Annotated in this window: 32 protein-coding genes and 1 pseudogene; 15 read left to right on the top strand and 18 right to left on the bottom strand. The window is 67.2% G+C overall.

All coding sequences use genetic code 11. From position 1 onward, the window contains the following. Positions 1-79: 79 nt before the first annotated feature. The 15 genes from SNA_RS14795 to SNA_RS38300 all read right to left on the bottom strand — a co-directional run bounded on the left by SNA_RS14795 (position 80) and on the right by SNA_RS38300 (position 7,456). Positions 80-586, bottom strand: a complete 507-nt coding sequence (locus SNA_RS14795; RefSeq protein WP_044365344.1) for a hypothetical protein — start codon at positions 584-586, stop codon at positions 80-82. Between the two features lies 1 nt (position 587). Next, the gene (locus SNA_RS14790; RefSeq protein ID WP_030066482.1) at positions 588-1,325 is read right to left on the bottom strand and encodes a hypothetical protein; all 738 of its coding nucleotides are present in this window, start codon (positions 1,323-1,325) and stop codon (positions 588-590) included. Continuing rightward, positions 1,318-1,605 (bottom strand): hypothetical protein, encoded by a 288-nt coding sequence (locus SNA_RS14785; protein WP_051877320.1) that lies wholly within the window; start codon positions 1,603-1,605, stop codon positions 1,318-1,320. The genes SNA_RS14790 and SNA_RS14785 overlap by 8 nt, the downstream gene beginning before the upstream one ends. Before the next feature lie 68 nt (positions 1,606-1,673). Next, positions 1,674-1,949, bottom strand: a complete 276-nt coding sequence (locus tag SNA_RS14780; protein ID WP_044365365.1) for a hypothetical protein — start codon at positions 1,947-1,949, stop codon at positions 1,674-1,676. After that, the gene (locus SNA_RS14775) at positions 1,946-2,146 is read right to left on the bottom strand and encodes a hypothetical protein (protein WP_030066479.1); all 201 of its coding nucleotides are present in this window, start codon (positions 2,144-2,146) and stop codon (positions 1,946-1,948) included. The genes SNA_RS14780 and SNA_RS14775 overlap by 4 nt, the downstream gene beginning before the upstream one ends. Next, a complete protein-coding gene (locus SNA_RS42295) occupies positions 2,146-2,295 on the bottom strand; it encodes a hypothetical protein (RefSeq protein WP_157879925.1) in 150 nt (49 codons plus the stop codon). The genes SNA_RS14775 and SNA_RS42295 overlap by 1 nt, the downstream gene beginning before the upstream one ends. A gap of 88 nt (positions 2,296-2,383) precedes the next feature. Then, the gene (locus SNA_RS14770) at positions 2,384-2,776 is read right to left on the bottom strand and encodes a DUF3307 domain-containing protein (RefSeq protein ID WP_030066478.1); all 393 of its coding nucleotides are present in this window, start codon (positions 2,774-2,776) and stop codon (positions 2,384-2,386) included. A gap of 12 nt (positions 2,777-2,788) precedes the next feature. Next, on the bottom strand, positions 2,789-3,166 hold the full coding sequence (locus tag SNA_RS14765) for an RRQRL motif-containing zinc-binding protein (protein ID WP_044365342.1): 378 nt from the start codon (positions 3,164-3,166) through the stop codon (positions 2,789-2,791). After that, positions 3,166-3,564 (bottom strand): hypothetical protein, encoded by a 399-nt coding sequence (locus SNA_RS14760; protein WP_030066476.1) that lies wholly within the window; start codon positions 3,562-3,564, stop codon positions 3,166-3,168. Before SNA_RS14760 ends, SNA_RS14765 begins: the two co-directional genes overlap by 1 nt. Positions 3,565-3,794: 230 nt before the next feature. After that, entirely contained in the window at positions 3,795-4,985 is a 1,191-nt protein-coding gene (locus SNA_RS14755; RefSeq protein ID WP_044365341.1) for a hypothetical protein, read from the bottom strand. After that, complete coding sequence (locus tag SNA_RS14750) at positions 4,985-5,314, bottom strand: hypothetical protein (RefSeq protein WP_044365340.1); 330 nt, start codon at positions 5,312-5,314, stop codon at positions 4,985-4,987. Before SNA_RS14750 ends, SNA_RS14755 begins: the two co-directional genes overlap by 1 nt. Further along, positions 5,311-5,709 carry a hypothetical protein gene (locus SNA_RS14745; RefSeq protein ID WP_044365339.1) on the bottom strand — a complete coding sequence of 133 codons (399 nt, stop codon included), beginning with the start codon at positions 5,707-5,709 and terminating at the stop codon, positions 5,311-5,313. The genes SNA_RS14750 and SNA_RS14745 overlap by 4 nt, the downstream gene beginning before the upstream one ends. A 175-nt stretch (positions 5,710-5,884) precedes the next feature. Beyond that, positions 5,885-6,058: a hypothetical protein gene (locus SNA_RS42290; protein WP_157879924.1), complete on the bottom strand. Its 174-nt coding sequence runs from the start codon at positions 6,056-6,058 to the stop codon at positions 5,885-5,887. 170 nt (positions 6,059-6,228) lie between these two features. Next, positions 6,229-6,360, bottom strand: a complete 132-nt coding sequence (locus tag SNA_RS44710) for a hypothetical protein (protein ID WP_275042004.1) — start codon at positions 6,358-6,360, stop codon at positions 6,229-6,231. Between the two features lie 274 nt (positions 6,361-6,634). Then, on the bottom strand, positions 6,635-7,456 hold the full coding sequence (locus tag SNA_RS38300) for a hypothetical protein (protein ID WP_051877395.1): 822 nt from the start codon (positions 7,454-7,456) through the stop codon (positions 6,635-6,637). 388 nt (positions 7,457-7,844) lie between these two features. Between SNA_RS38300 and SNA_RS14735 the strand changes: the two genes are divergently transcribed. Then, on the top strand, positions 7,845-8,228 hold the full coding sequence (locus tag SNA_RS14735) for a GntR family transcriptional regulator (RefSeq protein WP_030067956.1): 384 nt from the start codon (positions 7,845-7,847) through the stop codon (positions 8,226-8,228). Between the two features lie 216 nt (positions 8,229-8,444). On the opposite strand, the gene SNA_RS39540 is transcribed toward SNA_RS14735, so the two are convergent. Both SNA_RS39540 and SNA_RS14725 read right to left on the bottom strand, forming a co-directional pair. Next, positions 8,445-8,975 (bottom strand): flavoprotein, encoded by a 531-nt coding sequence (locus tag SNA_RS39540; protein WP_275042006.1) that lies wholly within the window; start codon positions 8,973-8,975, stop codon positions 8,445-8,447. Between the two features lie 29 nt (positions 8,976-9,004). Further along, positions 9,005-10,240 (bottom strand): helix-turn-helix domain-containing protein, encoded by a 1,236-nt coding sequence (locus SNA_RS14725; protein WP_030067954.1) that lies wholly within the window; start codon positions 10,238-10,240, stop codon positions 9,005-9,007. 295 nt (positions 10,241-10,535) lie between these two features. On the opposite strand from SNA_RS14725, the gene SNA_RS14720 reads away from it, so the two are divergent. From SNA_RS14720 to SNA_RS42285, 4 genes and pseudogenes are all read left to right on the top strand, one after another. Further along, entirely contained in the window at positions 10,536-11,147 is a 612-nt protein-coding gene (locus tag SNA_RS14720) for a hypothetical protein (protein WP_157879923.1), read from the top strand. Positions 11,148-11,461: 314 nt separating this feature from the next. Beyond that, positions 11,462-11,647, top strand: a pseudogene (locus SNA_RS44980) (DUF6228 family protein); the annotation flags it as partial. Positions 11,648-11,651: 4 nt separating this feature from the next. Next, positions 11,652-11,879: a DUF6228 family protein gene (locus tag SNA_RS43845; RefSeq protein ID WP_241779655.1), complete on the top strand. Its 228-nt coding sequence runs from the start codon at positions 11,652-11,654 to the stop codon at positions 11,877-11,879. Between the two features lie 21 nt (positions 11,880-11,900). Further along, on the top strand, positions 11,901-15,635 hold the full coding sequence (locus tag SNA_RS42285) for a hypothetical protein (RefSeq protein ID WP_157879922.1): 3,735 nt from the start codon (positions 11,901-11,903) through the stop codon (positions 15,633-15,635). Between the two features lie 114 nt (positions 15,636-15,749). Here the strand turns inward: SNA_RS42285 and SNA_RS14710 are convergent, their stop codons facing one another. Beyond that, entirely contained in the window at positions 15,750-16,409 is a 660-nt protein-coding gene (locus tag SNA_RS14710; RefSeq protein WP_051877394.1) for a hypothetical protein, read from the bottom strand. 301 nt (positions 16,410-16,710) lie between these two features. Here SNA_RS14710 and SNA_RS14705 point away from each other — a divergent pair, with 301 nt between their 5' ends. From SNA_RS14705 to SNA_RS14665, 10 genes are all read left to right on the top strand, one after another. Further along, on the top strand, positions 16,711-17,295 hold the full coding sequence (locus SNA_RS14705) for a hypothetical protein (RefSeq protein ID WP_157879921.1): 585 nt from the start codon (positions 16,711-16,713) through the stop codon (positions 17,293-17,295). A 454-nt stretch (positions 17,296-17,749) separates the two neighbouring features. Further along, a complete protein-coding gene (locus tag SNA_RS14700) occupies positions 17,750-18,097 on the top strand; it encodes a DUF1330 domain-containing protein (RefSeq protein WP_030067949.1) in 348 nt (115 codons plus the stop codon). Between the two features lie 153 nt (positions 18,098-18,250). Next, positions 18,251-18,634 (top strand): VOC family protein, encoded by a 384-nt coding sequence (locus SNA_RS14695; protein ID WP_030067948.1) that lies wholly within the window; start codon positions 18,251-18,253, stop codon positions 18,632-18,634. 247 nt (positions 18,635-18,881) lie between these two features. Next, complete coding sequence (locus SNA_RS14690) at positions 18,882-20,069, top strand: CapA family protein (protein ID WP_030067947.1); 1,188 nt, start codon at positions 18,882-18,884, stop codon at positions 20,067-20,069. Positions 20,070-20,214: 145 nt separating this feature from the next. Beyond that, on the top strand, positions 20,215-20,832 hold the full coding sequence (locus SNA_RS14685) for a TetR/AcrR family transcriptional regulator (protein ID WP_030067946.1): 618 nt from the start codon (positions 20,215-20,217) through the stop codon (positions 20,830-20,832). Between the two features lie 178 nt (positions 20,833-21,010). Next, a complete protein-coding gene (locus SNA_RS14680) occupies positions 21,011-22,225 on the top strand; it encodes a cytochrome P450 (RefSeq protein WP_030067945.1) in 1,215 nt (404 codons plus the stop codon). A 43-nt stretch (positions 22,226-22,268) separates the two neighbouring features. Beyond that, positions 22,269-22,463, top strand: a complete 195-nt coding sequence (locus SNA_RS14675; RefSeq protein WP_030067944.1) for a ferredoxin — start codon at positions 22,269-22,271, stop codon at positions 22,461-22,463. Continuing rightward, entirely contained in the window at positions 22,460-23,767 is a 1,308-nt protein-coding gene (locus tag SNA_RS14670) for an NAD(P)/FAD-dependent oxidoreductase (RefSeq protein ID WP_044365336.1), read from the top strand. The genes SNA_RS14675 and SNA_RS14670 overlap by 4 nt, the downstream gene beginning before the upstream one ends. Positions 23,768-23,806: 39 nt before the next feature. Then, the gene (locus SNA_RS42280) at positions 23,807-23,953 is read left to right on the top strand and encodes a hypothetical protein (RefSeq protein WP_157879920.1); all 147 of its coding nucleotides are present in this window, start codon (positions 23,807-23,809) and stop codon (positions 23,951-23,953) included. Between the two features lie 105 nt (positions 23,954-24,058). Beyond that, a complete protein-coding gene (locus SNA_RS14665) occupies positions 24,059-25,672 on the top strand; it encodes a recombinase family protein (protein WP_044365334.1) in 1,614 nt (537 codons plus the stop codon). Positions 25,673-25,954 lie beyond the last annotated feature (282 nt).

Genomic DNA, 25,954 nt, shown 5'->3' with positions numbered 1-25,954 from the left:
GTGTCCTCCGTTCGCGGTCCGGGCTGGGGCGGCCCGCCACACCTCCGCTGCAAAGGTGTGGGGGACCGTCACGGCCCGGTCAGCCGCCGAAGGCCCACAGGCCGACGTTGTTGGCGGCCAGGACGGCACCGGCGACGAAGTAGCCGGTGAAGCCGAGGCCGGTGCCGTAGCAGACGCCGACGCCGCAGCCGATGCACATCTCCTTGAGGTCCTTGGCGCGGCCCTTGGCGGCGAAGAGCTTGACCCCGTACCAGGCGAGGCCGCACAGGCCGACGACGGCTCCGCCCGCGGAGACGGGCGTGATGGTGGTGTGCGGGGCGTGCGGCGTCACTGCTGTTCCGGACACCCCGTGAACGGCCGCCTCGCCGCCGGCATTCAGGCCCAGCCGCAGGGCCCCCGCGATCTCGCCGAGGACGCCGCCGGAGTTGACGGTGACCAGCAGTACGAACAGGGCGACCAGGATCACGGTGGCTTTGGCTCGCAGCCACTTGAACTTGAATCCGGCGACGATGACGACGGTGCCGATGGCGGCGAAGGCGAGGCAGCCGAAGCCGGCGTTCGCGCCGGGGTTGTTGAAGATGTTCACGTCAGGCTCCTGTGAGAACGCGGAGAAGGAAGCGGCCGGACAGCAGGAGGACTCCGCTGATGGCGGCCCAGATGGCGGGGCGGGTGACGATCCAGCCCAGCCGGGAGGTGGCAAAGCGCCAGGTGGCGCGGGTGGTAAATGCCACCGCGCTCCACAAGGGGCGGCACACGGCGCCCAGCGGGCCCGGAGCGAAGGCGCCGACGAAGACCGGCATCACGCTGCCGAGCGCCATGCCGACGGGCATGAAGACCACGCCGAGGCTGTAGTTGGACAGGCCGTGGGCCACCCACTGGGCGGCCGTGTGCTCGCCGAGCGGAACGGTGGTGGCCACCAGCAGCGACAAGCCGTTGCGCTTGAGCTGCAAGCGGCTCCAGTCGATGGGGTTGCCGTCGGCGTCCTCTCGGTTGAACCGCTCGATCAGCCCGGTGGCCAGGTCCAGCCAGCCGAATCCGAAGGCGCCGGAGATGGCGGTCTCGACGCCGCGGGAGGCGACCTCGGTCACGTCGAACCGCCGGGTGGCCGGCGGCTCGGCGTAGGCGTCGGCCGCGGTGGCCTGTGCGGGGGTGTGATCCGGCGGTGCGGGGGGAGGGCTGCTGCCGGTGATGGGGCAGACGACGTAGGTGTCGGCGGCAAGCGCGCAGCCCTCACGGATCGGGCATCCGGCGCAGCACCCGCCCTCGGGCGCTCCGAGCGGCCAGTCGGTCGTCTTGCTGAACGAGTACGGCGAAGGTTCAGCCATGGCCTGCCTCGACTTCCGGCGGGGTGGCGCCCTGGAGGCTGTCGACGACGGCGTAGAGGCGGGCCCGTATGCGCAGTTCGTCGGCGCCGGGCGCCTTCGGGTCCGGCACGGTCTGTATCGGGGCGGGTGGGAAGCCTGCGGGGAGCGGCGGCAGTACGTTTTCGTGCGGCGTGCAGGGGCGGCAGGGAAGCCGGGTGCGGGTGGCCGGGTTGGTGCTGGTGGCGAGGCGGCGCAGGTGCCGCAGGCGGCGGGGGCGTCGGATCAGCAGACAGGTGAACAAGGCACTCTCCGGAAGGAGGGACAGGCAGGCCCGCATCCGGGCGGGATGCGGGCCTGCGAGGGAGCCGGTCAGGTCGTGCGGTTGCGGGCGCGCGACCGGGCGCGGGCGCGGGAGCTGGCGGAGGGCATCGCGATGCGGAAGCCGCACGTGTCGGCCAGGGGGCATGTCGCGCAGGTGCTGGCCGCCTCGATGCGGACGACGAGAGGCGCACGGCCACTGCCCGCCACGTCAAAGACGTCGCGCTTGTTGGTGCAGGCAGCCACGCCGCTGGTGGTGGGGCGGATCGTGGCGACCGCCGCGAGCGTGCGGCGCCCCTTACCGCCACGCGTCTGGGGGCTGGTCATCGGCCCCACCGGCCGTTGCCGTCCTGTCGGGCACGCTCGCTGTCCTCCCACGCTTGGCCCTGGCGGGCGACTTTCGTCAGGTTGCGTCGGTGGCCTTCGAGGCGTTTGCGGGCGGCCTTTGCGGATGCTGATTCGCGGTCGCTGTAGGTGGTGTCGGCCAACGTGCGGTCGTTGCCGAACAGTCCGAAGAAGGCCATCACCGCTCCCTCTTCTTGGTCTTGGGGGTGCCGGGGACGGGTTTGGGCTGGGTCTTGAACCAGCCGCCGCGAGATGGCTGGTAGGTCGTCTCGTGGCGCGGGTCTGGTCTCGTTCCGGGGGCAGTGGGGATGTCTCGGCGCAGTGGCATGCTGAGGCTCCTGTCTCGTGATCGGGATAGGACTGGGGCGGCCGGTCGCTGGGGAGTGGGTGGCCGCCCCGGGACGTGAGGCGATGGCTCAGGCAGCCAGGTACAGGGCGGCTGCGGTGAGCGCGGCGATGTGAGCGCTCTGGTCGACATGCGCCATGCCGCCGTGCGCGATGAATTTGCGCTGGCCGGTGTGTTCCATCCACCAGCGGATGGGCCAACGGCGGTCGATGAGGCTGTGTGTGGCGCCGATCCACGCCACGGCGACGGCGGCGTGGATGGGCGGCAGTTGCCAGCCCAGCACTGCACTACCGAGGGCCAGCAGCGCCCCGCAGACCAGGACGTGGGTGGTGGCGTGGGTGAGGTTGGCGCGCCAGCCCCGCGCGCTCGCTTCGGCTTTGTGGGCGGCTTGGTGGTCGGTCTGGCCGGGGTAGTCGGCCAGCAGATGGCCGACCCATAACAGGATCGCGATCGAGGCGAACACCGGAAGTCCTCTTCAGGCGGTGAGAGCCGGGGCGTCTGCGCAGGTGACGCAGATGCCCAGGGATGTCGGGATGGTGTAGCCGCGGTCCTGGCCACAGCTGGGGCAGGTACGGCGGGCGGCCAGGGCCTTGTCCAGGGCCGCCCACTTCGCCGGCGTCATCGGCCGGACCGGCTCGGCCGCGTCGACGCGGTAGAGGTAGGCGGCGCGGATCCCGGGACGGGGGCGGCGCGATTGCCACAGGACCTGTGCGGCGACGGCCTGGCCGCCCGGCCGCAGCCCCTTGGCGCGGAGCTGGCGGCGGGTGGCCAGGCCGTCCGGGGCGAGCCGCCACGGGTAGGTGGGGATGCCGTAGCGGCTCCCGTCGGGGTCCCAGAAGCGGGGGTTGGGCATCAGGGTTGGTCCGGGCGGGGCAGGGCGCGGCACTTCTCGGCGTGGCTGTTGGCGTCGCGGCGGGCCACGTCGCGCTCGTTGGGGAGGTAGCGCCCGTAGTCGAGGCTGGGCCCGCGGCTCCCGTCAAACCTGCCGTCGGCGTCGCACCCCAAGCACTCCCACACGAACCCGTCGACCTCGCGCGTCGAGTCGCCGCTGACGTAGGGGCGGCCCTGCCAGGTGTAGTGGGTGGTGAAGCGGTGGGAGCGCACCTCGACAGTGGCTCCGCCCTGGGTCAGGAACCTCATGACCGCGGTGGGCGTGGTGGCAGGGACGTCGGCGGTGGTGGGCTGGCTGGTGGTCATCGAGTTCTCCGGTTCGGTGCGGCGGAAGAGGGTTCGCAGAACGGATGCGGGCATCTCGTGTCCTGATTGATCAGCTGGCGATGGATGGCACATCGGCTGCCGGCATGTCGGGAGTGGGCAGCGCTCATCGGGTCTGCTGGCGGATCTGCTCACCGGCCGCCGCGGTCTCTGCGGCCGGGTCACTCACCGGCTGCTCGCCGGGTCTGCGGTGCCATGTCGACTTCCGGCAGTCGCAGCAATGGCCAGCCCGACGGGGCGGGCTGGCCATCACTGGTGGTGCCGGACTACTGGTCTTTCTCGCTCTCGCCGGCCTCGGCCGCCTCGTCGGCGGTGTCAGCCTCCTCGTGGGACATCAGCTCGCCCCATGCCTTGCGCACGCGCTGTTCCCCACCGACGTATCCGGCGTCACGGAACGCCGAGACGGCTTGGCGGTAGGACAGGGGCGGGTCGTCGCAGTAGCGCAGGTGCCGTAGGACGACGTCGAGTTGCGTGCCGGTCAGCCGCTCGCCCGGCGCGGGCGTGGTCACGCCTGCCACGGCTGCGATCTCCTCCAGCGTCGTGGCCCCACCGATTGCCGACTCGACATCGTCTGGGGTGTCTTCGGGCTCGACGGGCGTCACGGGCGGCGTCACAGGCTCCTCGGCTGCCGCCGTGTCCGTGACGGCCGGGACGTCTGCGGGCGGGGCCTGGGCGGTGACCTGCGTGCCAGCGGAGTCATCGCCGTCGGGTGAGGCGCTCTCCAGCGCCGGATGAACGCTCCCGGCTGCGAGCGGCGTCACGCGGTCCGTCACACCCGTCACGGGGTTCGTGACGGGTGTGACGGTGGGCGTCACGGCGAACATCGCGGCGATGGCGGCATCGGCGCCGTCCGTGACGCGGTCGCGCTGGACCTCCAGCAGACGCGGCGCCAACGAGGGGTCACCGGCGCCGACCTTCCGGGCCAGCTTCCACGAGGCGCGCTCCGACTCGGCCCGCAGCTCCTTGTCCGGATGGTTCGCCGCACGGGCACGGTGATACGCCAGCGCCTGCACCACCGAGGCGGCCTTGCGATCGACTTCGACGTCCCGCCCGTCGGTGTGGACGACGATGCGGCGGGCCAGGAACGCCATGCCCTCGGCCGCCACGCACATGCCCATAGGCGTGATCGCGTAGATCACCGTGCGGCTGGAATCCGGCGCGGCCATGGCCGACATCGCGGATGCGGCGGCCGGCAGAGCCCACAGCCCCGCGCGGACCACCAGGGGGGAGGACTGGCCCAGCATCGTCAGGCCCAGCAGCACCAGCGCCAGCACAGCGGTGGCACCCTCACCGGCAGCCACCGCGCCCAGCGCCGTTCCCCTGCCGTAGGCACGAGAGACGTTGCTGAACGTGCCGACCCCACCAGCGATGCCGGTGGCGAGCATCGGCACGAATGCCGCCCCCAGGACCCATCGTTGGGCCGTGGTGAGCGGCTTGGGGGAAGAGGTGCTGTGCATCAGGCCACCGCCTTCTGGCGCTCGACGGGGTGGTGGCTGCGGCTGTAGCCGATCAGGCACAGCTGGATGCCGGCGTAGTCGACGCTGGCCTCCAGCACCCGCGTGGGCACCTCCTCCAGCTCGGTGTACGTGACCGATTCGAGCGGGATGCCCAGCGCCTGCCGCCATGTCTCGAACACGTCGAAGCCGTCGTGGCAGGCCAACTCCAGCTGGCCGGGGTAGATCCGGGAGATGGCCACATTCACGGCGGGCAGGTCGGGGAAGTCCGCAGCCAGCAGCCGCAGGGCCCTCATCGGTGCCGCGAGGTCGGTCATGGTCAGGCTGCTCATGCCGCCAGCTCCTTCGAGGAGCCGGTCCGCCGGTACCGACGGTCAGCCGCCGCACGAGCCGCTCGGCACGCAGCGCACGGGAGCTCGCTCCGCCGCAGGTGCCGACGGTAACCACGGTCCGTTCCGCAGCCAGCAGGCTCCGTCAGGTGCGTGGCCTGAGCCTGGCGGACCAGGTGGTGGGGAAGGCTCAGATGGCGGGCGATCACGCGCAGAGCGACACCGTGGTCGGTGAGGACGCGGGCGGCCATGAGCGTCTCTTCCACCGTCATCCCGACCGGGGGAACGTCGTTGACGGCACGCTCCACCGCGATCAGATCAACTCCACTGCGGTAGGTCTGCGTCGTCGAAACGTGGACGTACGAATCCAGGACGGGCCTGGAAGTAGGGTCGGACATGGGTCGTGCTCCTCTCGAAGGGAACGGCCCGACAGCGGCCCCGGGATGCACCCCGGGGCCGCGCGCCGTTGAGGTGGAAGCCGTACGCATGGGCGTCGGCGCGGCTGCCGAGAGGCGGCCGAAGTGCCCCGGCCGGGAGTCGAACCCGGCCTGCGACCCTCGGGGCGGTAATGCGTCAGTGCCGGATGCGGTATTCGCACGCCGAGCACGGCCAGCGCCGCGGGCCGTAGATGCGGATCGGCCGCACGACCATTCCGGCGGCACGGGCCTCGGCGGCCCACTGGGGGCAGTCGCCCAGCCACGTGAATCCGTCGGCGTCGACCAGTTGGTATCCCTTACGCGACTTCATGAGCTCTCCTCTGATGCAGAGCAGAAGAGTTGGGGCGCCCGCGATCGGTGATGTGCGGGCGCCCCGGCTGGAGGTGGTGGGTCAGAGCGATTTGCCGGGGTTGCGCTGGGGCAGCGGCGGCATTGGCTCGGCAGTGTCCGGCGGGCGGTCGTGCTGTGGCTCGGGTTCGCTCACCGGGTACCGCCCTGGAGCTCGGCCGCGCGGGCGGCCGCGGCCTCAGCCGCGGCGGCGGCGTGCATGGCCTCCTGGATGCGCTGCTGGACGAGCGCGTCGGCGGCCTGCTGGTCGGCGATCTCACTCACCGGGAACCACCCCCGGCACGCTGTGCGTCGGCCTGGCGGGCACGGCGCAGGGACTCGTCCGTCTGGCTCGGGTGTCCCTCGTCGCCCGGCGAAGTGGTGGGCGGGAGTGCGAAGATGTGCATCAACACAGGTCTGCCTCTCACTAGGTGTGCCTGTGGCGGGTCCCGGGGGTAGTGGCCCTGGGGCCCGTGCCTGGTTGGCGCTCGGTACGAGCAGCCACGGCCGCCCACCTGTGTGTGCAGGTGGGCGGCCGTGGTCGTTCGTGTGCAAGCGGTCAGGTGCGGATCCGGTGGGGCTCCAGCGGCAGGTTCGGGCCGCGGAGTTCAGGGACCGTGTTGGCCGGGTGGAGCCGACAGGCGTTGTTGGCCTCTTCGATCGTGGTGCCGCTGCGCTTGGCCAGCGACTTCCTTCCGGCGGCTGTGTTGTCGCGGTGCTCGGCCCACCGGGCCGCGGTGTGCCGCCTGGCGACGGCCGACCGGTGGCGGGTGAGCAGTGCCTCGACGCGGTCCTCTTGCTTGTGCTCGCGGTCTCGATGCGGCTGGGTGCGCTGCAACTGCTCGTAGAGCGCGGCGAGCCGGGCTCCGTCAGCGCAGCGGTGGGTTCCGCCGCAGCGGCCGGGCGCCCGGCCGGCCGTGCACATCGTGAAGTGCTCGCGGTAGGCGGTGAGCGCGTCGGCTGCGCTTACTGGCGCCGAAGTCATCTGGGAGATGGCCGGCAGCGCCTTCACCTGGGGTTTGCGCCGCACGCTGGTCCGGCGCCGCGACGCAGTATCCGTGACGCCTTCCGCGAGGACCTGGCGCCACTCGGCGATCGGCACATCGAGCAGCACCCGCCGGTTGGTGCCGATACAGCGCCGGGCGTTCGGCCCGTCGTGCGGGACGAGCTTCGGGGTTCGAAGGCCGGTGATTGGGCACCAGGTCCGACAGTCGGGGCAGACCACGTGCTCCTTTCCGGGCTCCAGATTGACTTCCTGGACACGGAGGGTGCTCAGCTCAAGCGCGGGGTGGTGGGACACGTTCTTGGTCCGGGTGCGCTGCGGACGCTTCCGCTTGTCGCGGGTGCTGGTAGGGCTCTGATGGGTCGCAGTGGCAGGCATGGGACTCCTCGAATAGCGACAAGAGGTGTGCAGGTGCTCTCTCCTCCCGGCAGGCACACACGGGTATCCCGGCGTCCTGGCGAGCGGACAGCGCATCAGTGATGTCCACGTGCGGCAGCCGTCGCCGGCCGTGGGATTTGGTGGAGCTATCAACCCCGACCGCTGCATGTAAGCAGCGACAACTGCTCTACTTCTGTGGTGCGAACCGGAGGTCGTGTCACGGGCCATCCGGTGTATGAGTCGCACATTTACGCAGGTCAAACAGTGCGACTCTCGGGCCCAGTGGTGGCGCCCTCACCCATTCAGATTGACCTGGGTCAATCTGAATGTCAAGCCTGCACCCCGGCTCATCTCCGAGATTGACCTAGGTCCGGTTACGCTCGGAGCTATGAATCCCAGCTCCGACGCAGCCAAGCCCACGGCCAAGGACATCGCCGCGAGGTACCGCAAGGAGATTGCGAGCGGCGAGCGCGAGGTGGGCTCCCGCATGCCGGCCGCGCGCAAGCTCGCGAAGGATCTTGGTGTTCAGCTCATGACGGTGCAGAGCGCGTACAACCAGCTCCGCGACGAAGGCTTGGTCCTCAGCCAGCAGGGGCGCGGAACTTTCGTACGCGACCCCGCGGTACCACTCGGAACCGAACCTGGAAGCAGCCCCGCCTACGTCGCACTCGCGGAGGAGCTCAACTCGATCCACGACACCCTCCGCCTGCTCGGCGAGCGTCTGGACCGCCTTGAAAGAGTCGTGGGAGATGCGACTCCGCCTGCGCAATGAGCCCGTCGGCCCGCCGCAGCAGCTGATCAGCCGCTGCACGCGCCTCGCTCAGGCTCGCCTTGATCAGCGCAAGTTCTAGGGGAGTCATGCCTCCCAGATCGCCACATCGCTCGTTGATCCCCGTCATGTCTCCGAGCATGTGGCCGCGAACTGCAGAGGACCCGGACAGAGTGTCCGGGTCCTCTTTCTTTGCAGGTCAGGCAGGTTGACGATACGTCACCCCGCGGCTGCCTCCACCGCGTCCAGCACTGCCGTCCAGGGAAGTTCGCGCCCTGACGGCGCCTCCCTAGGCTCATACAACGGCCAGACGTCCGGTCCATAGACGAGTCGGACGCCTCCCTCTCGCAGGTCCCCGAGGTGGCGCTCCCACGCCGGGTGGCGAGCATGCGCCGCGTTCACGCGAGGGAAGACGACTACCGGCAGGCCGATGGTCCCGATCGCTTCACCGACCTGTGTCAGCGCCTGGTTGTCCAGGAGACCGGTCGCCAGCTTCGCGACCGTGTTCGCCGAAGCAGGAGCGACCACGTAGCAGTCCACTTCCGGGTGCGGTCGCGCTTCTCCAGGCAGTCGTGTCTGGTCACGTACGGGCAGACCCGTCAGCTTCTCCAGCTGCTCGACTTCACCGCTCATGCGCAGCCAATGCCCCGCAGTCGGCGTCAGCGTCACCGCCACCTGCCACCCACGTTCCATCGCCGGCTCAACGAGGCCGGTGCGCAGCTTCTCCACTCCGCCGGCCGCTGAACCCACAACCCCGAGCACACCGCGTTTACCTGAATTCACTGCACCGCCCTGCACCGTTGAGCCATCACGAACACCTCCGACGAACGAGAGCCGCCGGTCACCGGAGATTGTTTGATCAGGTCCCGCAGCGTCTCACGCACCCTGGGATTGTTGCGCACGAGCTGCGGGGATGTCCCCTCAGCCGTACGCAGCTCCGCGAACGCCTCGTCCCCTTGCCCGGCCAGCGAGAGCGCACGCGCGTAGTCGATCCGGTGCGAGACGCTGCGCTCCTGGGGCATATGATCCACATTGATCCGACCGTGCTCCACCACGTACGAGATGTTGTCGAAGTCCAGCTCAACGGACAGCCGATGGAGCAGCACATTCGTCGGGCCGAAACCGGTCTGCCAGTAGTTCTCGTCCGAGCCGAGATCGTCGGCAAGCGCCTCCGCCCGACTCAACAGGCTCGTTGCGGTAGGACGGTCCTGATGCCGCGCCGCGGCGACGGCGGCACGCAGGTGGATCATTCCCAGCAGGCTGAGCGCAGCAGGGTCGTTCTCTGACACGCGAGATGACAGCCATGCTGCGGCGGTGCTCCCCAGCTCGAGTGCGTCGTCATAGCGGCCATTGGCGAGCAGGGCGTGCGTCCCGGAACGCGCGGCCGACGTGAGGACGAGGGGGTCATCGGATTCATCCGCGGCCCGCATCGCCCGCTCGGCAGCCAGCCAGGAGATATCCGATTCGCCGATCTTCGCGAGTGTCGTAGCGGCGAGATGGTGTGTACGGGCCGAAACGGCCCAGCAGTCTCCGCGGTCATCCCCGCGCCGCGCGGCACGATCTTCCAGTTCCTGCGCCGTCTGGAGGAGAGCGGGAAGCGCGGCAATGACGCTGCTGAGTCGGCCGCCCTGGTAGTCGTTCCAGGCGTGTTCCACACGCACCGCCACCGGGGCAGGCGTGGGAAGCTGCACCTCTACTTCCGGACCGAAGAGCAGGCGTGAGAGCCTGCGCGGACTCATGAGCGCATCGCGTACCGCCGGCACATCGTCCTGCTGCCGCTCGCCTTCCATGAGCACCGTCTGGCCGAGCAGGTCGCCCAGCGGAACACGCAGGATGCGCGCGAGTTCCGTGAGCATGTCGATACGCGGCGGCTTCCTGCGGCCGGTCTCGATCTTTGCAAGCCAGTCAGTGCTGCGACCTACCAGTCCGGCCAGAACCTCTTGCGTGTAGCCGCGGCGCTTCCGGTAGAACGCGATCCGTTCGCCGATGCTGAGGTGATCTCCGAGACCACGCATTGGTGCTGCCTCCTGCTGATTGTGGGGGCTTGCTTCACGGTACAGAGCCGGTAATGCGGTGGGTAGTCAGCTTCGCGACCATGCCACCGAGACGAGCGTGAAGCCCCCGAAGTGAGGAGACCCGGACGGACTGTCCGGGTCTCCTCCTTCGTGTTCGCAGGCCAGTCGTGCCCGGCCGTCCCGAGGAGCGGCTAGAGCCAGACGGACAGCGCCTGGCGATGGGCGGGTGATCACACTTCCTCCCGGGGCAGGCGGTACACACCTGCTCGCCGTTCTTACTGGAGGAATCCGGTCGGTGAGTTACAACTTGCTCTACTGGTTTCAAGCTCCGGCTGCGCTCGGTCGAGATGCAGTCGCTTATACCGAGGGTTACGTTAGTTGTTTCGAGGACTCCGCGAACAAGGGACAAGGATGGGGTGACGCGGTCCCATCGGAAAGGAATGCAGCTGTGCCAGCTCCTATCCATGAAGGCGATCATGTTCGGTTCTTCAGCGTCCAACACAACGGCCAGTACATTTTCGTGTCCGAGGACAAGGACAGCGATGGGGACAGGTATGTTGAAGCGCATCCTTACGCAGACGAGCCGCGCAACGTGTTCAAGGCCTTCCGCACGGATAACGGCCTCTTTCGCTTCACCAACTCCGCGACCGGGCATGCCATGTTCGTCTCCCAGGACAAGGTGAACGGAGATCTAGCTGTGCAGGGGCACCAGCCGAATTTCGAGACTCGTGACCTCTTCGCCCTACAGGACGCCGGTGACGGCAGCAGCTACAACCTCTGGAACCCCGACACCGGAACCTTCGTATTCTTGTCCAACGACAGAATGGGGGACGACTTCGTGATCGAGGCTCACTCTCCCCAGGAGCTCCGCAATCACTTCATTGTGGAGCCGGTGCCTGCTCCGTAGGAGTTCGCTTCATCGGAGGGCTTCCCCCAAAGGCGCCCTCCGATGCCGTCGGCGGCCACACCCGCCGACGGGGCCCTTGGGTGGGGAACGCTGAAAGGGCGGGTGCATCACTGACGGAGTCATGGCCTGTCAAGTGGCCCCTCATTACTGACACCAGTGCCCGACACCAACAGCCCCGGACGGTGGCGGCTAAGAGTCGGTAACACAATGGGGGCGTCGCCACTCGGCGTCTGTGTTCATGACACAGGTGGGCACCCGGTACGTGGCGCGTATTTCCTGGCCGTGGCGGTTTCAGTACCCGTAGCCTGCCCTCCATGCTCGAGGAAGATGAGGCGAGTCCGGCTGTCCGCGTAAGCGGGGTGAGCCCGGGAGCGATCAAGCTGTGCTTCAGCGGCCTGACGCGCTCCTTCCTGGAGGATCGGGACGATTTGATGCGCGACTTCATCGTGATCGCGCGCAGCAACACCGTGCAGATCGAGGTCACGGTGAGGACATGGGGGGGTGATGGCCTTGACGTGTTCCTGGCCGAGTTGGCGGAAGAATTCCGGGGGTGGAACGGTTACTCGGACCTGGTGTTCTTTGGAACGAGACCTGACAGTCTCGGCGAAGCACGTGGGGTCCCATGTCCAACTGACGTGGGGTCTGCACGGTCAACTCCCCGAGCGCGACTGGCTGTTGTTAGCGCGGTACCTCCAATCTGTCCGTATCGCCACCCAAGTGGCGACCCGCTAGACCCCGTCATACCATCCAAATATGGCACCTTTGCCGAACCCACTCGACCCGATTGCTCTCGACGCGTCACCGGGGCAGGCGTTTGCTAGTCATAGGGCAAGAGCAAACGGGATAGCGCAATTCTATGCAGCCAATCATCCTTTGAGTACCGTCAGCGGCACGGCCAATGAGGACAACACGATCACTTTGATCGCACACCTTCATGCCGCAACCTGCGATCCGACTTTTAAAGTAGGCGAGGACCTCAGCCTGACGGCAGCGCCACAAGCGTTGCGGAGACTGAATAAGGGTAACGGTCTAGTAGGATCCGACCAAGCATCCACGAAGCGGGACTACGACTTTGCGCTGAAAAGCCTAATGGCTATCGCCTACCGCTATCAAAATATCTTGAGTAGCGAGGATGTCAAATTTATTCTAGAAAACCTCGTTCCAGGCTACCTTAGCGGAGGGCATCCTGCTGAGATCGAAATCGTTGAACTAACGTTCCTGAATATTGATAGCCCAGAAACAGAAAATCACTTGCTGATGATCGAGAGCTCCAGGTACCTCGTCAATCAGCTCCTTCACAAACAGCCAGGAGATGTATATGACAACGCGACAAATGGACTGACTGAGTGGCTACTGGCATATATGCAAAGGATTTCCAAGCATGACTTCTTGGAGTTCAGCGCCCGTCCTTACGCGCGACTAGCCCTACATGCACTGCTCAATCTCTATGAGTTCGGTGAACCAAAAATCCGGACGGCTGCGCAGATTCTACTCGACTACACCATGGTCAAGTTCGCCCTGTCGAGCAATCGCGGGCGACGGGTGACTCCATTTAGACGGCATCAGCACAGGATAAACCACCAGGCCAACGATCTTAACGATCTTTACGCGCCCGGGGGTGACCAAATTGCAGCGTATTTCGTTGCCTACATGGGGCAAATCGACGCACAGGGCAAACTGGCAAAGCTCCCGGAAGGCTTGGTGAGAGATACTCACGGTGCCTTGATAGCAGGAACCGCAGCATATCGCCCACCACCGGCCGCCTACATCTTGGCAATGAACGCCGCTCCTCCGTTCCTGCACCGTTTCTTCCACGGGACACGCCCGCAACTGCCTGGATCGAGTGACACAATCGATAGTGGTTTGGAAATCTACTATCGATCTCCATCCTTTCTTCTATCCGCCGGAGGATCCTTTCTAAACAGCGGCTACGGAAGCGACGAGTCTGGATGGGGCGACAAGACCGCCTGGGAAGAGACTTCGCGAGCGCAGGCGACAACTCTGATCCCCACGCGCACAGGCAGCGCTATTGAACCAAAGTTTCATGATCTGCTCCGCTTCGAACCCTACCCGGATCCCCTCGTCGATCCGTATGCGGATGACCCAAACGCTCCGCACTGCTATCACACGACGGCGGTAAATATCGGCGTCCACCGTGGAATTGCAGCAGGTGCCAACCTGCGTCCCGCCGAGAAGAAATCCGTCCTGGAGCATTCAACGTCAGCCTCACCTTCTCTCACCGCTCACGGTGACAAGCTCATGATCGCCTGGAAGGGCTCAGGAAACGACGCCATGAACGTCGCCACGGTTCAGAGCACCAGCTTGCTCGGAATTGACGGCGTCGAGGGGATAGAGGAAAGAATCACGCTCACACAACAAACCACCGATGCGGCACCGGCGCTGGCGTCGCACGATGGGCGATTGTTCTTGGCCTGGAAGGGATCCGGAAACGTTCAACTAAACCTCGCAGGCTCGAGCGACAATGGGAAAACGTGGAAAACAAGGACCTTTGCGGACGCCAGTGACTACGGCCCAGCCCTGGTGTCACACGCAGGCAGGCTATTCCTTGCCTGGGTGGGCCACGGTAATGAGAAGCTGAATGTGGCCAAGGTAGTGATTTGGGCCAATTCCACGGGCGCGTGGGGCATTGAGGGACTTGAGGGTAAAGCCATGCTGGAGGCGACAAGTTCCGCACCTCCGGCATTGGCATCTCACAACGGTCGCCTGTTCCTCGCCTGGAAGGGATCCGGAAACGACACCTTGAACCTGCAGCTTTCCGAAGATCAAGGTGCCAGTTTCCGTGCCACTACACCTCTGCCAGAGACATCCTCGCAAGGACCCTCGCTGGCATCACATGCAGGCAGGCTTTTTCTCGGCTGGCGTGGCTCTGGCAACAAGGTCCTTAACGTAGCGAAAGTAGTGTTGGTCGACAGCACCGCTGGTGCATTTGGCATTGAGGGAATCGGCGATAAAGCGATTCTCGGTGAAACTAGCACAAACTCACCAGCATTGGCCTCTCGCGACGGCAAGCTGTTCATAGCTTGGGAGGGCGAAAGTAAAGATCATCTTAACCTGAGAGTATCTCAAGATGGTTCGTTCCAGGTCGACGGCCCTTGGCGGTTCCTCAATCTTAAACATCTGGGATTTTATGTCGCAGTTTACAGGGCACTCCCTGCACATCCCGAAGATCTTGACCCTCCACCAGAAAGTCTAGCCATTCTGTACGCCATGGAGGCGGACACCATGGACTTCAGTCAATTCGTGGATCTGACGGTGGAAGGTAATATCAATCTGCCGAAACAAATTGCATATGGTTCCAATCTTGACTTCCATAGTCCTGACGGCAAACACTTCAAAGTTTGGTTCCTGCTAACCACGCAGAAGTATACTGAACGAGTTTCAGAAGCGAGTAATCCGTTCGCCGATCTAGACGTACTGCCGCTCGTTAGCGGCGACTACATGAACGCACCTGGCGGGCATGACGGCGTCATCAAGATTCATCATCCCGGCTGCGAGAACTTTCCCCTCGTCCTTGATTTCCATGATTCAAGTAATCCCATTTACCGGGACAACATAGGAGAATGTCCCCAGCCATGGCTCGAACGCGCCGATGCTCTCGCGGCCCTGGCAGGGCAACTCGCAAAATCCGGAGACTCTGCAGGGGCCACTGCCGCCCTGATAGACCGTGTCGAGATACTGGCACGGTTGAGCCAAATAGATTCCGTTAAGTACGGCCCGTTGTTGGGCGCCGCCTTGATCGATTTGGTTGGCAGACATCGGGCTGAATTGGGGTCGCAGGCCGCGCTGTCCTGGGCGCAGCGCGGTGTTCAGGTCTACGAGGAACTGGCCGGCCTGCGTCCAGCAGGTTCCACCACCCCGGTCAATTACGAGAATCTAGCCGCTTTCACCCCGAATACGTACTGGTGGGACCCTTCCACCGGCGGCCTGGCGTCGGCCCTTTGGTTCCTTGCCCTCGCCTACCGGGAAGCGAACAACGACGCAGCGGCGGCAACCATCTTGATCCAACGTGTCCGCCTCGCTGAACGTCTCGCCGGAGCCGACCCCAACACCTACAAATCCTTGCTGGGCTCCATCCTGGTCCACCAGTTCATCGGGGATGCCAAGTGGCGGGCTGAATTGGGGTCGCAGGCCGCGCTGTCCTGGGCGCAGCGCGGTGTTCAGGTCTACGAGGAACTGGCCGGCCTGCGTCCAGCAGGTTCCACCACCCCGGTCAATTACGAGAATCTAGCCGCTTTCACCCCGAATACGTACTGGTGGGACCCTTCCACCGGCGGCCTGGCGTCGGCCCTTTGGTTCCTTGCCCTCGCCTACCGGGAAGCGAACAACGACGCAGCGGCGGCAACCATCTTGATCCAACGTGTCCGCCTCGCTGAACGTCTCGCCGGAGCCGACCCCAACACCTACAAATCCTTGCTGGTTCATGCGCGCGCCGACGCGGCCGCCTTCGGGTTCCGTCCGCGTCTTTGAGTTCGAGCGGCTTCCAGCGTTATGGGATCAGCCGGCAGTGCCCAAGGCCTCTGCAAGGCAGATGCCCTGATCAAGGGAGAGGCCGAAGCCCCCCCATGCGCGGACTCCAGCTGCTCAAGCAGCGTAGAACTCGACTGGGTAGGGAGTTGCATTCCCACCACTGAGAGGAGAGGCGTCAGGCTCATCGAAGTACCAAGGAGGAGCTTCCCAGAAAGGGTGGTCCAGCAACGCCTCGGCGAGAATCGTGCGCGTCTGCGGGGGAGCGTCGATGGCGTCCAGGGCACTCTCGACAACGTCGACGGCATCCGGGGGTAGTGCCGCGTCGCCGAGAACGGGCAATAGGAGGAGCAGGCGAGCGTGCGGGGTGGTGACCCCGGGGCCCACACCTGGATGCTGAGCAATGTGGACCAGTTCGCGCCAGGCGAGACCGGGGCCGGCGAAGTGGCCTTCGATGCTGCCGAGCGAGCGTGGTCGGTCCCAGCTGGGGTGGGTCAAGTAGTAGTCGATTCCGCAGCCCTCGGGAAAGTTGCGATAGACGATCAGAATAGTGTGTCCGCGTTGCAAGGGCAGCCGGAGGACAGGCCAGGAAGCCGGGTCAGTGAGAGTCCCGTAGGTCTCCTCGGTGTCCGCGCCGTCGATGCCGAACCATCCGGGCTCAGGATCCACGTCCTCCTCTTCGGCCAGCCACAACAGGTGCGCGGGCCAGAAACCGGGAAGGCCGAGCAATTCCTCATTGAACGCAAGAGGGTCGTCCTCATATCCGGGGATCACCACGCCATCATCCTGACACCTCGCTACCTGCTTCCTGGGGAGAGTGCCCAACTGCGTGACAACGCCGACGTACACCGGCGAACCCGCGCGCACAGTGACGGAACATTGGAGCAGGTGAGAGACGCAGCGGCCCCAGGTCGAGCGCCCGCACAAGTTGCTTCGGGACGAAGCAGTCGCTCGGTCGGGTCATGGGGCTCGCGATGGGCAATCAGCTCGTCCAGAAACCACCCACGCCGAGGTTCCCGGCACTGGCATGCTGGCAGGTCCGAGTATCGGACCAAAGCCCCTGGGGGACAGTGTGATCGTGAACCGGCGTGTCGGCAGCGAACAGCCTGATGAGCACGACGAACTAGAACAGCACCTCGCCACGAAGCTCAACGTCCCGCTCGACTGGCCAGAGGATGGCGCCCTCACTGCCAGCCACGTTGCCGCAATCGCCGCTGCTACAACCTGCGATACGGCGTACAACCATGCCGCCAACGGTCACTTGATCGACCTGTTCGCGGCACTTCCGTTGCCAGGAACCGCAGAAGGGAAGGACTTCTGGGAGCGCATCCGCGACGCCGGAGGCAGCGCAGCCTGGAACATCCACCCTGCCAACATGGGCGGCCCCTTCTTCGACCGCATCCATAACGGCAACGAGGGCGGTATCGCCTCCCGTGTTCTGAGCTTCCTGGGGGAGCTGACGCCAGCTCAGCGCACCCATGTGGCTGAGGCCATCGGCTCAGCCCTCGACCATGGCACAGTCGGCGTCAATGGCCAGTACGGGGGCGAGCTGTGGCTGCGGGATGCAGAGATGAGCGCATGGCGCGTCGTGCTGGCCAGTCGACGGGAGTTCGAAACGGCAGAGGACCGCGAGCGATTCTTCGAAGCGTGGCGCCGCGCCTGACCCCCTGGCACGCCCCGAATTGCAAGGCCGACGGCAATACTGGTTGGCCAGACTGATCGAACTGGTAACGCAGTGGGGAGTCGTCTTCGCGGCCGTGCCACTGAGACGAGTGTGAAGGCCATGAAGTGAGGGGACCCGGACGGACTGTCCGGGTCCCCTCACTTCATGTTCGAGGGTGAGTTGTGACGGCTATCTCGGGCCACGGTGGGGAGCCAGATCTAGGCAGGCCGGGAGCCAAAGGGGGAGCCACCAGAGGCAAATTCCGGTGGACTCTCCCGGACGGTGACGGATGGATAGTGGGGCAACTCCAGCTCACAGTGACCGCTTTGGGCGTCCCTTCCTGTGTCCCTGCTCAGCCTCGTGTTACCCCGGAGGTAATCGCCCCGTACGGCCCCGGCTGCCACCGTTGACCTCGGCGCATCCCGCGCCCCCGTCCCCGGAGAGAGGCAGACCCATGACCGCCTACGCGATAGCCCACCTCCGCCCGGCCGCGCCGCACCCCGAAATCGCCCGGTACATCGAGGAGATCCAGGCGACCATGGACCCGTTCGGCGGGCGGTTCCGGGTGCACAACGCCGAGGTCGAGGTGCGCGAGGGGGAGTGGCCGGGCGCCCTCGTCGTGCTGGAGTTCCCGGACATCGAGCGGGCCCGCGCCTGGTACGACTCGCCCGCGTATCAGGAGATCCTGCCGCTGCGTGCCCGGCACATCGAGGGCGATCTGGTGCTGGTGCCGGGCGTCGCGGACGACTACGACGCGACTCGGACGGCGGCCGGGATGCGCGCCCGAGGCGGGTGGCAGTAGGGCGGCGGCAGCACGGGAAGCAGGGCCGGAGCAGGGCGGCACGACGGACGGACAGTCGAGGGTTGAGGACATCATCCGTCCTAGATGGCTCATAGCGTCGGTGGCGCGGGTCGCGAGTGGCGCGGCTCGGGCACCGTATGGAGGAACAGCGCGATGAGCAGCGAGAAGACCACGGGCGACGCGACCGCACGGCTGAGCGGGGCGGCGTTCTGGGGGCATGACGGCAAGGCGCTGGCCGACTTCTACGCGGCCGCCCTGGGCTGGAAGGTCACGCAGACGTACGGCGACTCGGCGGCGATGATCAGCGACGGCACCACCGGCTATGTCTTCTACACGGCCAAGGACTTCCGCGCCCCCGACTGGCCGGCGGACGAGCTCGTCTTCCACCTCGAACTGGCCTGCGACGACGTCGCCGCCACCGAGGAGCTGCTGTTGTCCCTGGGCGCGACCAAGCCCGACCACCAGCCGGGCGGCGAGCGCTGGACGGTCCTGCTGGACCCGTCCGGGCAGCCGTTCTGTATCAGCGCGCGGGGATGATCAACTCCCGGGCCGCGGACGGTCTCCGGCCGCCGCGCCCGTACGGTGTGGCGGCGTCGTCGGAGGGCCGTACGGGGGAGAGCGCCGGACGTCCCGGCGGCTCGGGGGGAATGGCCCGGTAAGCGGTGGTATGTGTGTCGGGCATGAGCGAGCACAGCGAGCGAATCATGCAGAGGTGCGCGCCTCGCGCATGCGAGGCCGAGCGAAGCGTGGGGGTCCCCCGGTCGGAGACCGGGGGAGTCTCGGCATGAGCGCACGCACACGGTATGCGGCCGTCGCCCTGGCCGCCGCGCTGGCCGCGGGTTGCGGCGGTCGGCTCTCGTCCCCGTATCCCCTCCCGCATCCGGCGCCGTATCCCGTCCGGAAGCCGCTCGCCAAGGCGCAGCCGCGCGGCCCGGTCGGGGCCGGCCCGGCGAAGGACGCCCGCCCCTTCACCCTCGTCGCCTCCGGCGACATCATCCCGTCCTCCCCGGACGTGCTGCGCACGGCGCGGCGCGATGCGGCGGGCACGGGCTATGACTTCCGGCCGATGCTGACGGAGGTGCAACCGGTCGTCTCCCGCGCGGACCTGGCGCTGTGTCATCTCAACGCCCCGCTCGGCCCGCTGTCCGGCCCGTTCACCGGCTATCCCGTCTACCAGGCGCCGCCCCAGGTCGCCACTGCCCTGAAGGCCACCGGCTACGACTCCTGCTCCACCGCCTCCAACCACGTGCTCGACCAGGGCGTTCCCGGGGTGAGCCGCACCCTGGAGGCGATGGACACCGTCGGGCTGCGGCATGTCGGCTCCGGGCGCGATGCCGCCGAGGGGATGCGGCCGGCGGTGCTGCGGGCCGAGGGCGGGGCGCAGGTGGCCCAACTCGCGTACACCTACGGCACCGACCAGAAGCGCCGCCCGGCTTCCGCCCCCTGGACGGTGAATCTGCTCAATGTGGAGAAGATCATCACCGATGCGCGGGCCGCCCGCCGGGCCGGTGCCGATGTCGTGGTCGTCAGCCCGCACTGGGGCACGGAGTACCACACGGCGCCCACCAAGGAGCAGCTCACCCTCGCCCGTGCGCTCACCGCCTCGCAGACCAACGGCCGCCCCGACATCGACCTGATCCTCGGCACCCATGCGCACACCCCGCAGCCGTACGAGAAGGTCAACGGCACCTGGGTCGTCTACGGCCTCGGCAACCAGCTCGCCGGCGGGATGCGCAAGCCGGAGGGCAACTGGGGCACCCTCGCCCGCTTCCGGTTCGCCCCGCCCCGCCGGGCCGGGCAGCGCTGGCGGGTCACCAGGGCGCAGTACATCCCGCAGCTCACCGACCTGGGGCCGCCGCTGCGGGTGCGCAACCTCGCCCGGACCCAGGCGCACCGCGACGTGCGCAAGGCGATCCGCGCGGCGGTGCTCAGCCGGGGCGCCGGCGCCGACGGGCTGCGCATGGGCGGGTGAACCCGCGCTCCCGGGCCGCTCCGGCACGGGCCGCCGCAGAGGTATGAAACCCTGGTCACCCACCGGATCGCGCGGATCCCCGCGGACCGGGGAGCAAGCAGCGGACAGCGGCGGCCATCGGCGCGGCCGGGAAGGACCGGAGGCAGTGAGCGAGAGTGCGGCCGCCCGGCCCCGTAACCCGCGCGGCCAGGGCGAGCGGCTGCGGGAGGAACTCCTGCGCGCCACCGAACGCCTCCTGGAAGAGGTCGGCAGCGAGGACGCGCTGTCGCTGCGCGCGGTGGCCCGCGAGGCGGGCGTCGCCGCGCCCAGCATCTACCGCCATTTCGCGGACAAGACCGAGCTGGTCTGGGCGACCATGGAGGTCAGCTACGACCGGCTGGGCCGCGCCATGGCCGAGGCCGCCGCGCAGGCCGACGACGACCCCGTCGCCCGGCTGCGCGCCCAGCTGCGCGCGTACTGCCGTTACGCCATCGGCCACCCGGCCACCTACCGGCTGCTCTATGAGACCCGGCAGACCCCGGTGGGCCCCGAGCGGCTGGCCGGGCACCCCGCCGCGCCCCTGGTACGCGGCTTCCATGACGCGCTGACCGCCTGCGAGGAGGCGGGCTGGCGGGTGCGCGGTACGCGCACCGAGGCGCCGTATGTGCTGTGGGCGGCGGTGCACGGCCGCGTCATGCTCTGGCAGGTCATGCCGAGCCGCAAGGACGCCGGCCGGCTGGACCGGTTCGTCGACGAGATGCTTCAGCTGCTGCTGGAGCGCTGAACCGGGCCGTCTTCCGGAGCACCACCCGGCGCCCTGAACACCCCGTGGCGCCCCGAACACCTCGTGGGAACCCCTGCCACCCACTTACCTGTGCATTACACATGTAAGCTTACAGTCGTTAGGCGAACGTTCTACTCGTGGCGCACGTCCCTGTCGGCGTGCGTACAAGGAGAGTGAGATGACGATCCCCACGGCTCCGGCTCCGGCCCCGCTGCCCGTCCAGCCCCCCACCGGCTGCCCCTTCGATCCCCCCGCCGCCTTCGACGCCCTGCGCACCGAGCAGCCGATCTCCAAGATCTCGCTCCCGGACGGCAGTTGGGCCTGGCTGGCCACCCGCTACCACGACATCCGCGCGATCCTCGGGGACACCCGCTTCAGCTCCGACACCACCCTCCACGGCTACCCGCTCAGCGGGATGACCGGCGGCGGGAACACCCAGAACCGCGGTTTCATCCGCCGGGACCCGCCGGAGCACACCCGGCTGCGCCGGATGGTCACCCGGGAGTTCATGGTCAAGCGGGTCGAGGCGCTGCGCCCGGAGATCCAGCGGATCACCGACGAGCTGTGCGACGCCATGGAGCGCGACGGCGGCCCGGTGGACCTCGTCGAAGCCCTGGCCCTGCCCGTCCCCTCGCTCGTCATCAGCCTGCTGCTCGGCGTCCCCTACGACGACCACGAAGTCTTCCAGCGGCTCACCGGCACCCTGCTCTCCCGCACCGTCGCCGACGAGGAGCGCGAGGCGGCCCGGATCGAACTGCGCGACTATCTCGACCGGTTGGTCACCGCCAAGGAAGCCGCCCCGGGTGACGACATCCTCGGCCGCCTGATCACCGAACAGCAGCAGACCGGCGAGATCACGCACGACGAGGTGGCCGCCTTCGCCGCCCTGCTGCTCATCGCCGGGCACGAGACCACCGCGAACATGATCGGCCTCAGCGCCCTGACCCTGATGCGGGACCCGGAGAGCGCGGAGCGGCTGCGCCGGGACCCCGGCCTGATCCGCGGCGCCGTCGAGGAACTGCTGCGCTTCCACAGCATCATCCGCAACGGCCCCCGCCGGGTCGCCACCACCGACATCGAGATCGACGGACACCTCATCCGTGCGGGCGAGGGCGTCGTGGCGGCCGTCCCGTCCGCCAACCGCGATGAAGCCGTCTTCCCCGACGCCGACCGCCTCGACATCACCCGCCCCAACGCCCAGCACCACGTCGCCTTCGGCTACGGCATCCACCAGTGCCTCGGCCAGGCGCTGGCCCGGGTCGAACTCCAGGTGGTGCTCGCCACCTTGCTGCGCCGCTTCCCCGCCATGCGGCCCGCGGTCCCGGTGGACGAGATCCCGTTCCGTACGGACATGGCGATCTACGGATGCCACGCTCTTCCCGTCACCTGGTGACCTGCCACCTCAACGACACACGCATATAACGGAGTTACTCGCCATGAAGATCACCCTTGACGCCGACAAGTGCTGCGCGGCCGGCCAGTGTGTGCTGGTCGCCCCCGAGGTTTTCGACCAGCGCGACGAGGACGGCATCGTCGTCCTCCTCGACGCCGAGCCGCCCGCCGGACAGCACGACGCCGTCCGCGAAGCGGCCGCCATCTGCCCGGCCGCCGTGATCGAGGTGCACGAATGACCGCCCGGCCGCTCGCCGTCGTCGGAGCCTCCGCCGCCGGACTCGCCGCCGCCGAAGCGCTGCGCCGCCTCGGCTGGCGGGGCCCGCTCACCCTGATCGGCGACGAACCGCATCTGCCCTACGACCGGCCGCCGCTGTCCAAACAACTGCTGCACGGCGCATGGGAGCCGGAGCGGCTGCTGCTGCGCAGCAAGGACCAGCTCGCCGCCCTCGCACTCGACCTGCGGCTGGGCACCCGGGCGACCGGACTCGACGCGGCCACCCGCACGCTCACCCTCGACAACGGCGAGACCCTGCCCTGCGCCGGAGTGATCATCGCGACCGGCGTGGCGGCCCGTACGCTGCCCGGCGCCGAGGGGCTCACCGGGGTGCACACCCTGCGCACCCTCGACGACGCGCTGGCGCTGCGCGCCCGGCTGACCGGCACCGGCCACCGCCTGGTGATCGTCGGCAACGGTGTGCTGGGCTGCGAAGCTGCCGCGGTGGCACGGGAGTTGGGCCATGACGTCACCCTCGTCGGCGTCGAGCCGATACCGATGGCCGCGGCCGTCGGCACCGAGATCGGCGAACTGCTCGCCGAGGAACACCGGGCGCACGGCGTGACGCTGCGCACCGCGGCGGTGGCGGGCTTCGACACCTCGGGCGGTGCGGTCACCGGCGTACGGCTGGCCGAGGGGGAAGCAGACGCCAGGGAAAGGGAAGGCACCCGCCTGCCCGCCGACACCGTCCTGCTCGCCATCGGCTCCACCCCCGCCGTCGGCTGGCTCGGCGACGACCCGGCCCTGGACACCACCGACGGCCTGCGCTGCGATGCCTACTGCGCCGCCGCCCCCGGCATCTACGCGGCCGGCGACGTCGCCCGCTGGGAACATCCGGTGCACGGACGGCCGGTGCGCTTCGAGCACCGGATGAACGCCAGCGAACAGGGCATGGCCGCGGCCCGCAACCTGCTCGCCGAACTGGCCGCCGAAGAGGGCGACCAGAGCGCCTTCGCGGACGCCTTCGAGGGAGCGCCTCCCGAGCGCCGGCCGTTCGCGCCCGTGCCGTACTTCTGGTCCGACCAGTACGCCGTCAAGCTCCAGGCGTACGGGCTGACCGCAGGCGCGGACCGGATCGAGACCACCGTGCTGGACCGCGCCGGGCGCCGGGCCGTCGCCCTCTACGGCCGCGACGGGCACGCCGTGGGCGTCCTCGCCGCCGGTCTGCCGCCCCGCCAGGTCCGCGGTCTGCGCGCACTGATCGCCGCCCCCGTCCCGTGGGAGGAGGCCCGCGAGCGGGTCCGCGCCGCCACGGCCACCGGCTGACGGTGCCGGTCACGGCGGACAGTGCCCGATCATGGAGGGATGGCCGACTCGTACGTACGGGTGCGCGGCGCCCGTGAGCACAACCTCCGCACCATCGATGTGGACATCCCGAGGGACGCGCTGGTCGCGTTCACCGGGGTGTCCGGATCGGGCAAGTCCTCCCTCGCCTTCGGGAGCGTCGCCTAAGTGCACCCCCATGGATGTGCGTAGGCGCCGCTCCTGCCCTTCGGGAGAATCAGCTACATGCACTGCGATAATCGGTCATACGACCCATAGCTGACCTGAAGGATCATGAGCACCACAACAGACATAGAGCGGCCCTACGACGGTTGCGGAAAGTGCCTTGTAGGGCTGCGTCGACTTTCCCGCTCCTCCGACGCGTCATCCAGCCCGGCCAAGCAGCGGGACCAAGTGCTACAGGTGGTGCGGGCGTACGGCGGCCATGTGATCGCCTGGGCGGACGACTGGGAGGTGTCGGGCGCCACGGACCCCAAGACGCGCCCCCGCCTAGGCCCCTGGCTCCGAGGTGAACGAGGGCCGTATAGCGGCATCGCAGGTGCTTCTGTGGACCGCCTCGGCCGCAACGTCGTGGATTGCCTCAACACCGGTTACATGATGCGCGACCATGGGCTGACGCTGCTCACGTACGGCCATGACGGGCCATGGGACCTGGACGACCCCCACGACGAAAACCGCTTCACCATGGAGGCGTGGGGCGCGCAGATGGAGCTGCGATCCGTCCAGCGCCGGAACCGAGAATCGGCGGTGAAGGCGCGCCGAGACGGCAAGATCAAGTACAAGCCTTCATACGGCTACCGATACGAGCGGGACCTCCCAACGGGCCCTGTAAGCCGCGCCATTCTCGATGACGGCGCCACGCTGCCCGCGCCGTGGAACGAAGAAGACGCAGCCGAGATCATCCGCAACGTGGCCCGTCGCATCCTCGTGGACCAGACAGGGGAGATCACGGAGAATACTGAGGCAGCCCGCCTGACACGCGAGGGCTTGCTGTCGCCGGAAGACCGGAAGCGAGTGCTGTACGGGCGAAAGCCGCAGGTTTCGCCCTGGCCAGGCGCTTCGCTGGCCCGAATCCTCATGTCGAAATCCGCACTCGGCTACCTGATACACAAGGACGAGCCGGTGCTGGATGAGGCAACCGGCAAGCCCATCCGAATCGGTCCCGAACTGTGGAATTACGCGACGCACCGCGCATTGGTAAAGAAGTTGACACCGAAGGGAAAGCGGCGAATACGCAGCGCCAACAACGCTTACCTCCTCACCAAGCGGATCGTGTGCGGCAATTGCCACAACCGCATGTACGTCGCCAGAGGGCGTAGCAAAAATGCATGGGCTTGCCGCTCCAAGTTCAAGGGTCTGACGGACTGTGCACCCGCCCCGAACATCCGTATGGAAGAGATAGATGCTCTGGTGGAAGGGTGGTTCCTGGAAGAGTTCGGTAGTGGAATGATTATGGAGACCGTCTACGTGCCGGGAAATGGTGTCGCTGATCTTGTAGAGGAAGTTGAGGCGACGCGGGCGCGCCTGCGCAGCGACCGCGAAGCTGGGTTGTACGACTCGGCGGATGACCAGGAGTGGTTCCGTTCCCGCTATGCGTCGCTGGGGCGAGAGCTGGAGGGCTTGCGACAGCAGCCAGAAACCACGGGCGGAATGGTCAGGCGACCGACTGGGAAGACCATCGAGGACGCGTGGCACGAGGCAGCGGACGACGCAGGACGGCGCGAGATCCTGGCGGGATTCGGTGTCGTGATCAGCGTCTGGCCCGACAGTTCGCCCGTGCGTTGGTACCCAGGTCGGATGCATGGACCTGAGCGCAACTCGGAGCAACCAACAACAACTGAACTGCTGCCCGCGCTAAGCAGCATGGAGAACGCCGTAGCTGCATAGGCGTCGAGCGTCGTTCCGGCCCGTCCGGACTTGAGTTCCTGGCCGACGACACAGTCTGATGTGATGCAAGTCATGTTGAGGGAGTCGGCCCCGCCAAGGGTTCGGCTCCCTCTCACGTTGAGCTAGTGCCGGCTGGGCGGAGAGTGACTAAGGGGAGAGCATTGGGGGCGGAAAAACTGCCCTTGAGTCCTTCTTTCCTATACCCGCGCATAAGAAAGAAGGAGCGGAGGGCAGTTTTTCTGCCCCGTGCGGAGGGCTCGGGGCCGAGCCTTCTTAGCGTCC

Origin of the sequence: Streptomyces natalensis ATCC 27448, from assembly GCF_000935125.1 — a bacterium.
GTDB classification, from domain to species: domain Bacteria; phylum Actinomycetota; class Actinomycetes; order Streptomycetales; family Streptomycetaceae; genus Streptomyces; species Streptomyces natalensis.
This window is presented reverse-complemented; position numbering and strand designations above follow the sequence as displayed.

Bases quoted from the DNA above. Each gene is read 5' to 3' on its own strand.
- SNA_RS14760 (WP_030066476.1), bottom strand. From the start codon at position 3,564: ATGCCCGCATCCGTTCTGCGAACCCTCTTCCGCCGCACCGAACCGGAG.
- SNA_RS14745 (WP_044365339.1), bottom strand. From the start codon at position 5,709: ATGTCCGACCCTACTTCCAGGCCCGTCCTGGATTCGTACGTCCACGTT.
- SNA_RS14790 (WP_030066482.1), bottom strand. From the start codon at position 1,325: ATGGCTGAACCTTCGCCGTACTCGTTCAGCAAGACGACCGACTGGCCG.
- SNA_RS14765 (WP_044365342.1), bottom strand. From the start codon at position 3,166: ATGCCCAACCCCCGCTTCTGGGACCCCGACGGGAGCCGCTACGGCATC.
- SNA_RS42295 (WP_157879925.1), bottom strand. From the start codon at position 2,295: ATGCCACTGCGCCGAGACATCCCCACTGCCCCCGGAACGAGACCAGAC.
- SNA_RS43845 (WP_241779655.1), top strand. From the start codon at position 11,652: ATGGCCTTGACGTGTTCCTGGCCGAGTTGGCGGAAGAATTCCGGGGGT.
- SNA_RS14780 (WP_044365365.1), bottom strand. From the start codon at position 1,949: ATGACCAGCCCCCAGACGCGTGGCGGTAAGGGGCGCCGCACGCTCGCG.
- SNA_RS38300 (WP_051877395.1), bottom strand. From the start codon at position 7,456: ATGCCTGCCACTGCGACCCATCAGAGCCCTACCAGCACCCGCGACAAG.
- SNA_RS42290 (WP_157879924.1), bottom strand. From the start codon at position 6,058: ATGAAGTCGCGTAAGGGATACCAACTGGTCGACGCCGACGGATTCACG.
- SNA_RS14735 (WP_030067956.1), top strand. From the start codon at position 7,845: ATGAATCCCAGCTCCGACGCAGCCAAGCCCACGGCCAAGGACATCGCC.
- SNA_RS14775 (WP_030066479.1), bottom strand. From the start codon at position 2,146: ATGGCCTTCTTCGGACTGTTCGGCAACGACCGCACGTTGGCCGACACC.
- SNA_RS14675 (WP_030067944.1), top strand. From the start codon at position 22,269: ATGAAGATCACCCTTGACGCCGACAAGTGCTGCGCGGCCGGCCAGTGT.
- SNA_RS14750 (WP_044365340.1), bottom strand. From the start codon at position 5,314: ATGAGCAGCCTGACCATGACCGACCTCGCGGCACCGATGAGGGCCCTG.
- SNA_RS14680 (WP_030067945.1), top strand. From the start codon at position 21,011: ATGACGATCCCCACGGCTCCGGCTCCGGCCCCGCTGCCCGTCCAGCCC.
- SNA_RS14700 (WP_030067949.1), top strand. From the start codon at position 17,750: ATGACCGCCTACGCGATAGCCCACCTCCGCCCGGCCGCGCCGCACCCC.
- SNA_RS14755 (WP_044365341.1), bottom strand. From the start codon at position 4,985: ATGCACAGCACCTCTTCCCCCAAGCCGCTCACCACGGCCCAACGATGG.
- SNA_RS14670 (WP_044365336.1), top strand. From the start codon at position 22,460: ATGACCGCCCGGCCGCTCGCCGTCGTCGGAGCCTCCGCCGCCGGACTC.
- SNA_RS42285 (WP_157879922.1), top strand. From the start codon at position 11,901: ATGGCACCTTTGCCGAACCCACTCGACCCGATTGCTCTCGACGCGTCA.
- SNA_RS14665 (WP_044365334.1), top strand. From the start codon at position 24,059: ATGAGCACCACAACAGACATAGAGCGGCCCTACGACGGTTGCGGAAAG.
- SNA_RS14690 (WP_030067947.1), top strand. From the start codon at position 18,882: ATGAGCGCACGCACACGGTATGCGGCCGTCGCCCTGGCCGCCGCGCTG.
- SNA_RS14695 (WP_030067948.1), top strand. From the start codon at position 18,251: ATGAGCAGCGAGAAGACCACGGGCGACGCGACCGCACGGCTGAGCGGG.
- SNA_RS42280 (WP_157879920.1), top strand. From the start codon at position 23,807: ATGGCCGACTCGTACGTACGGGTGCGCGGCGCCCGTGAGCACAACCTC.
- SNA_RS14725 (WP_030067954.1), bottom strand. From the start codon at position 10,240: ATGCGTGGTCTCGGAGATCACCTCAGCATCGGCGAACGGATCGCGTTC.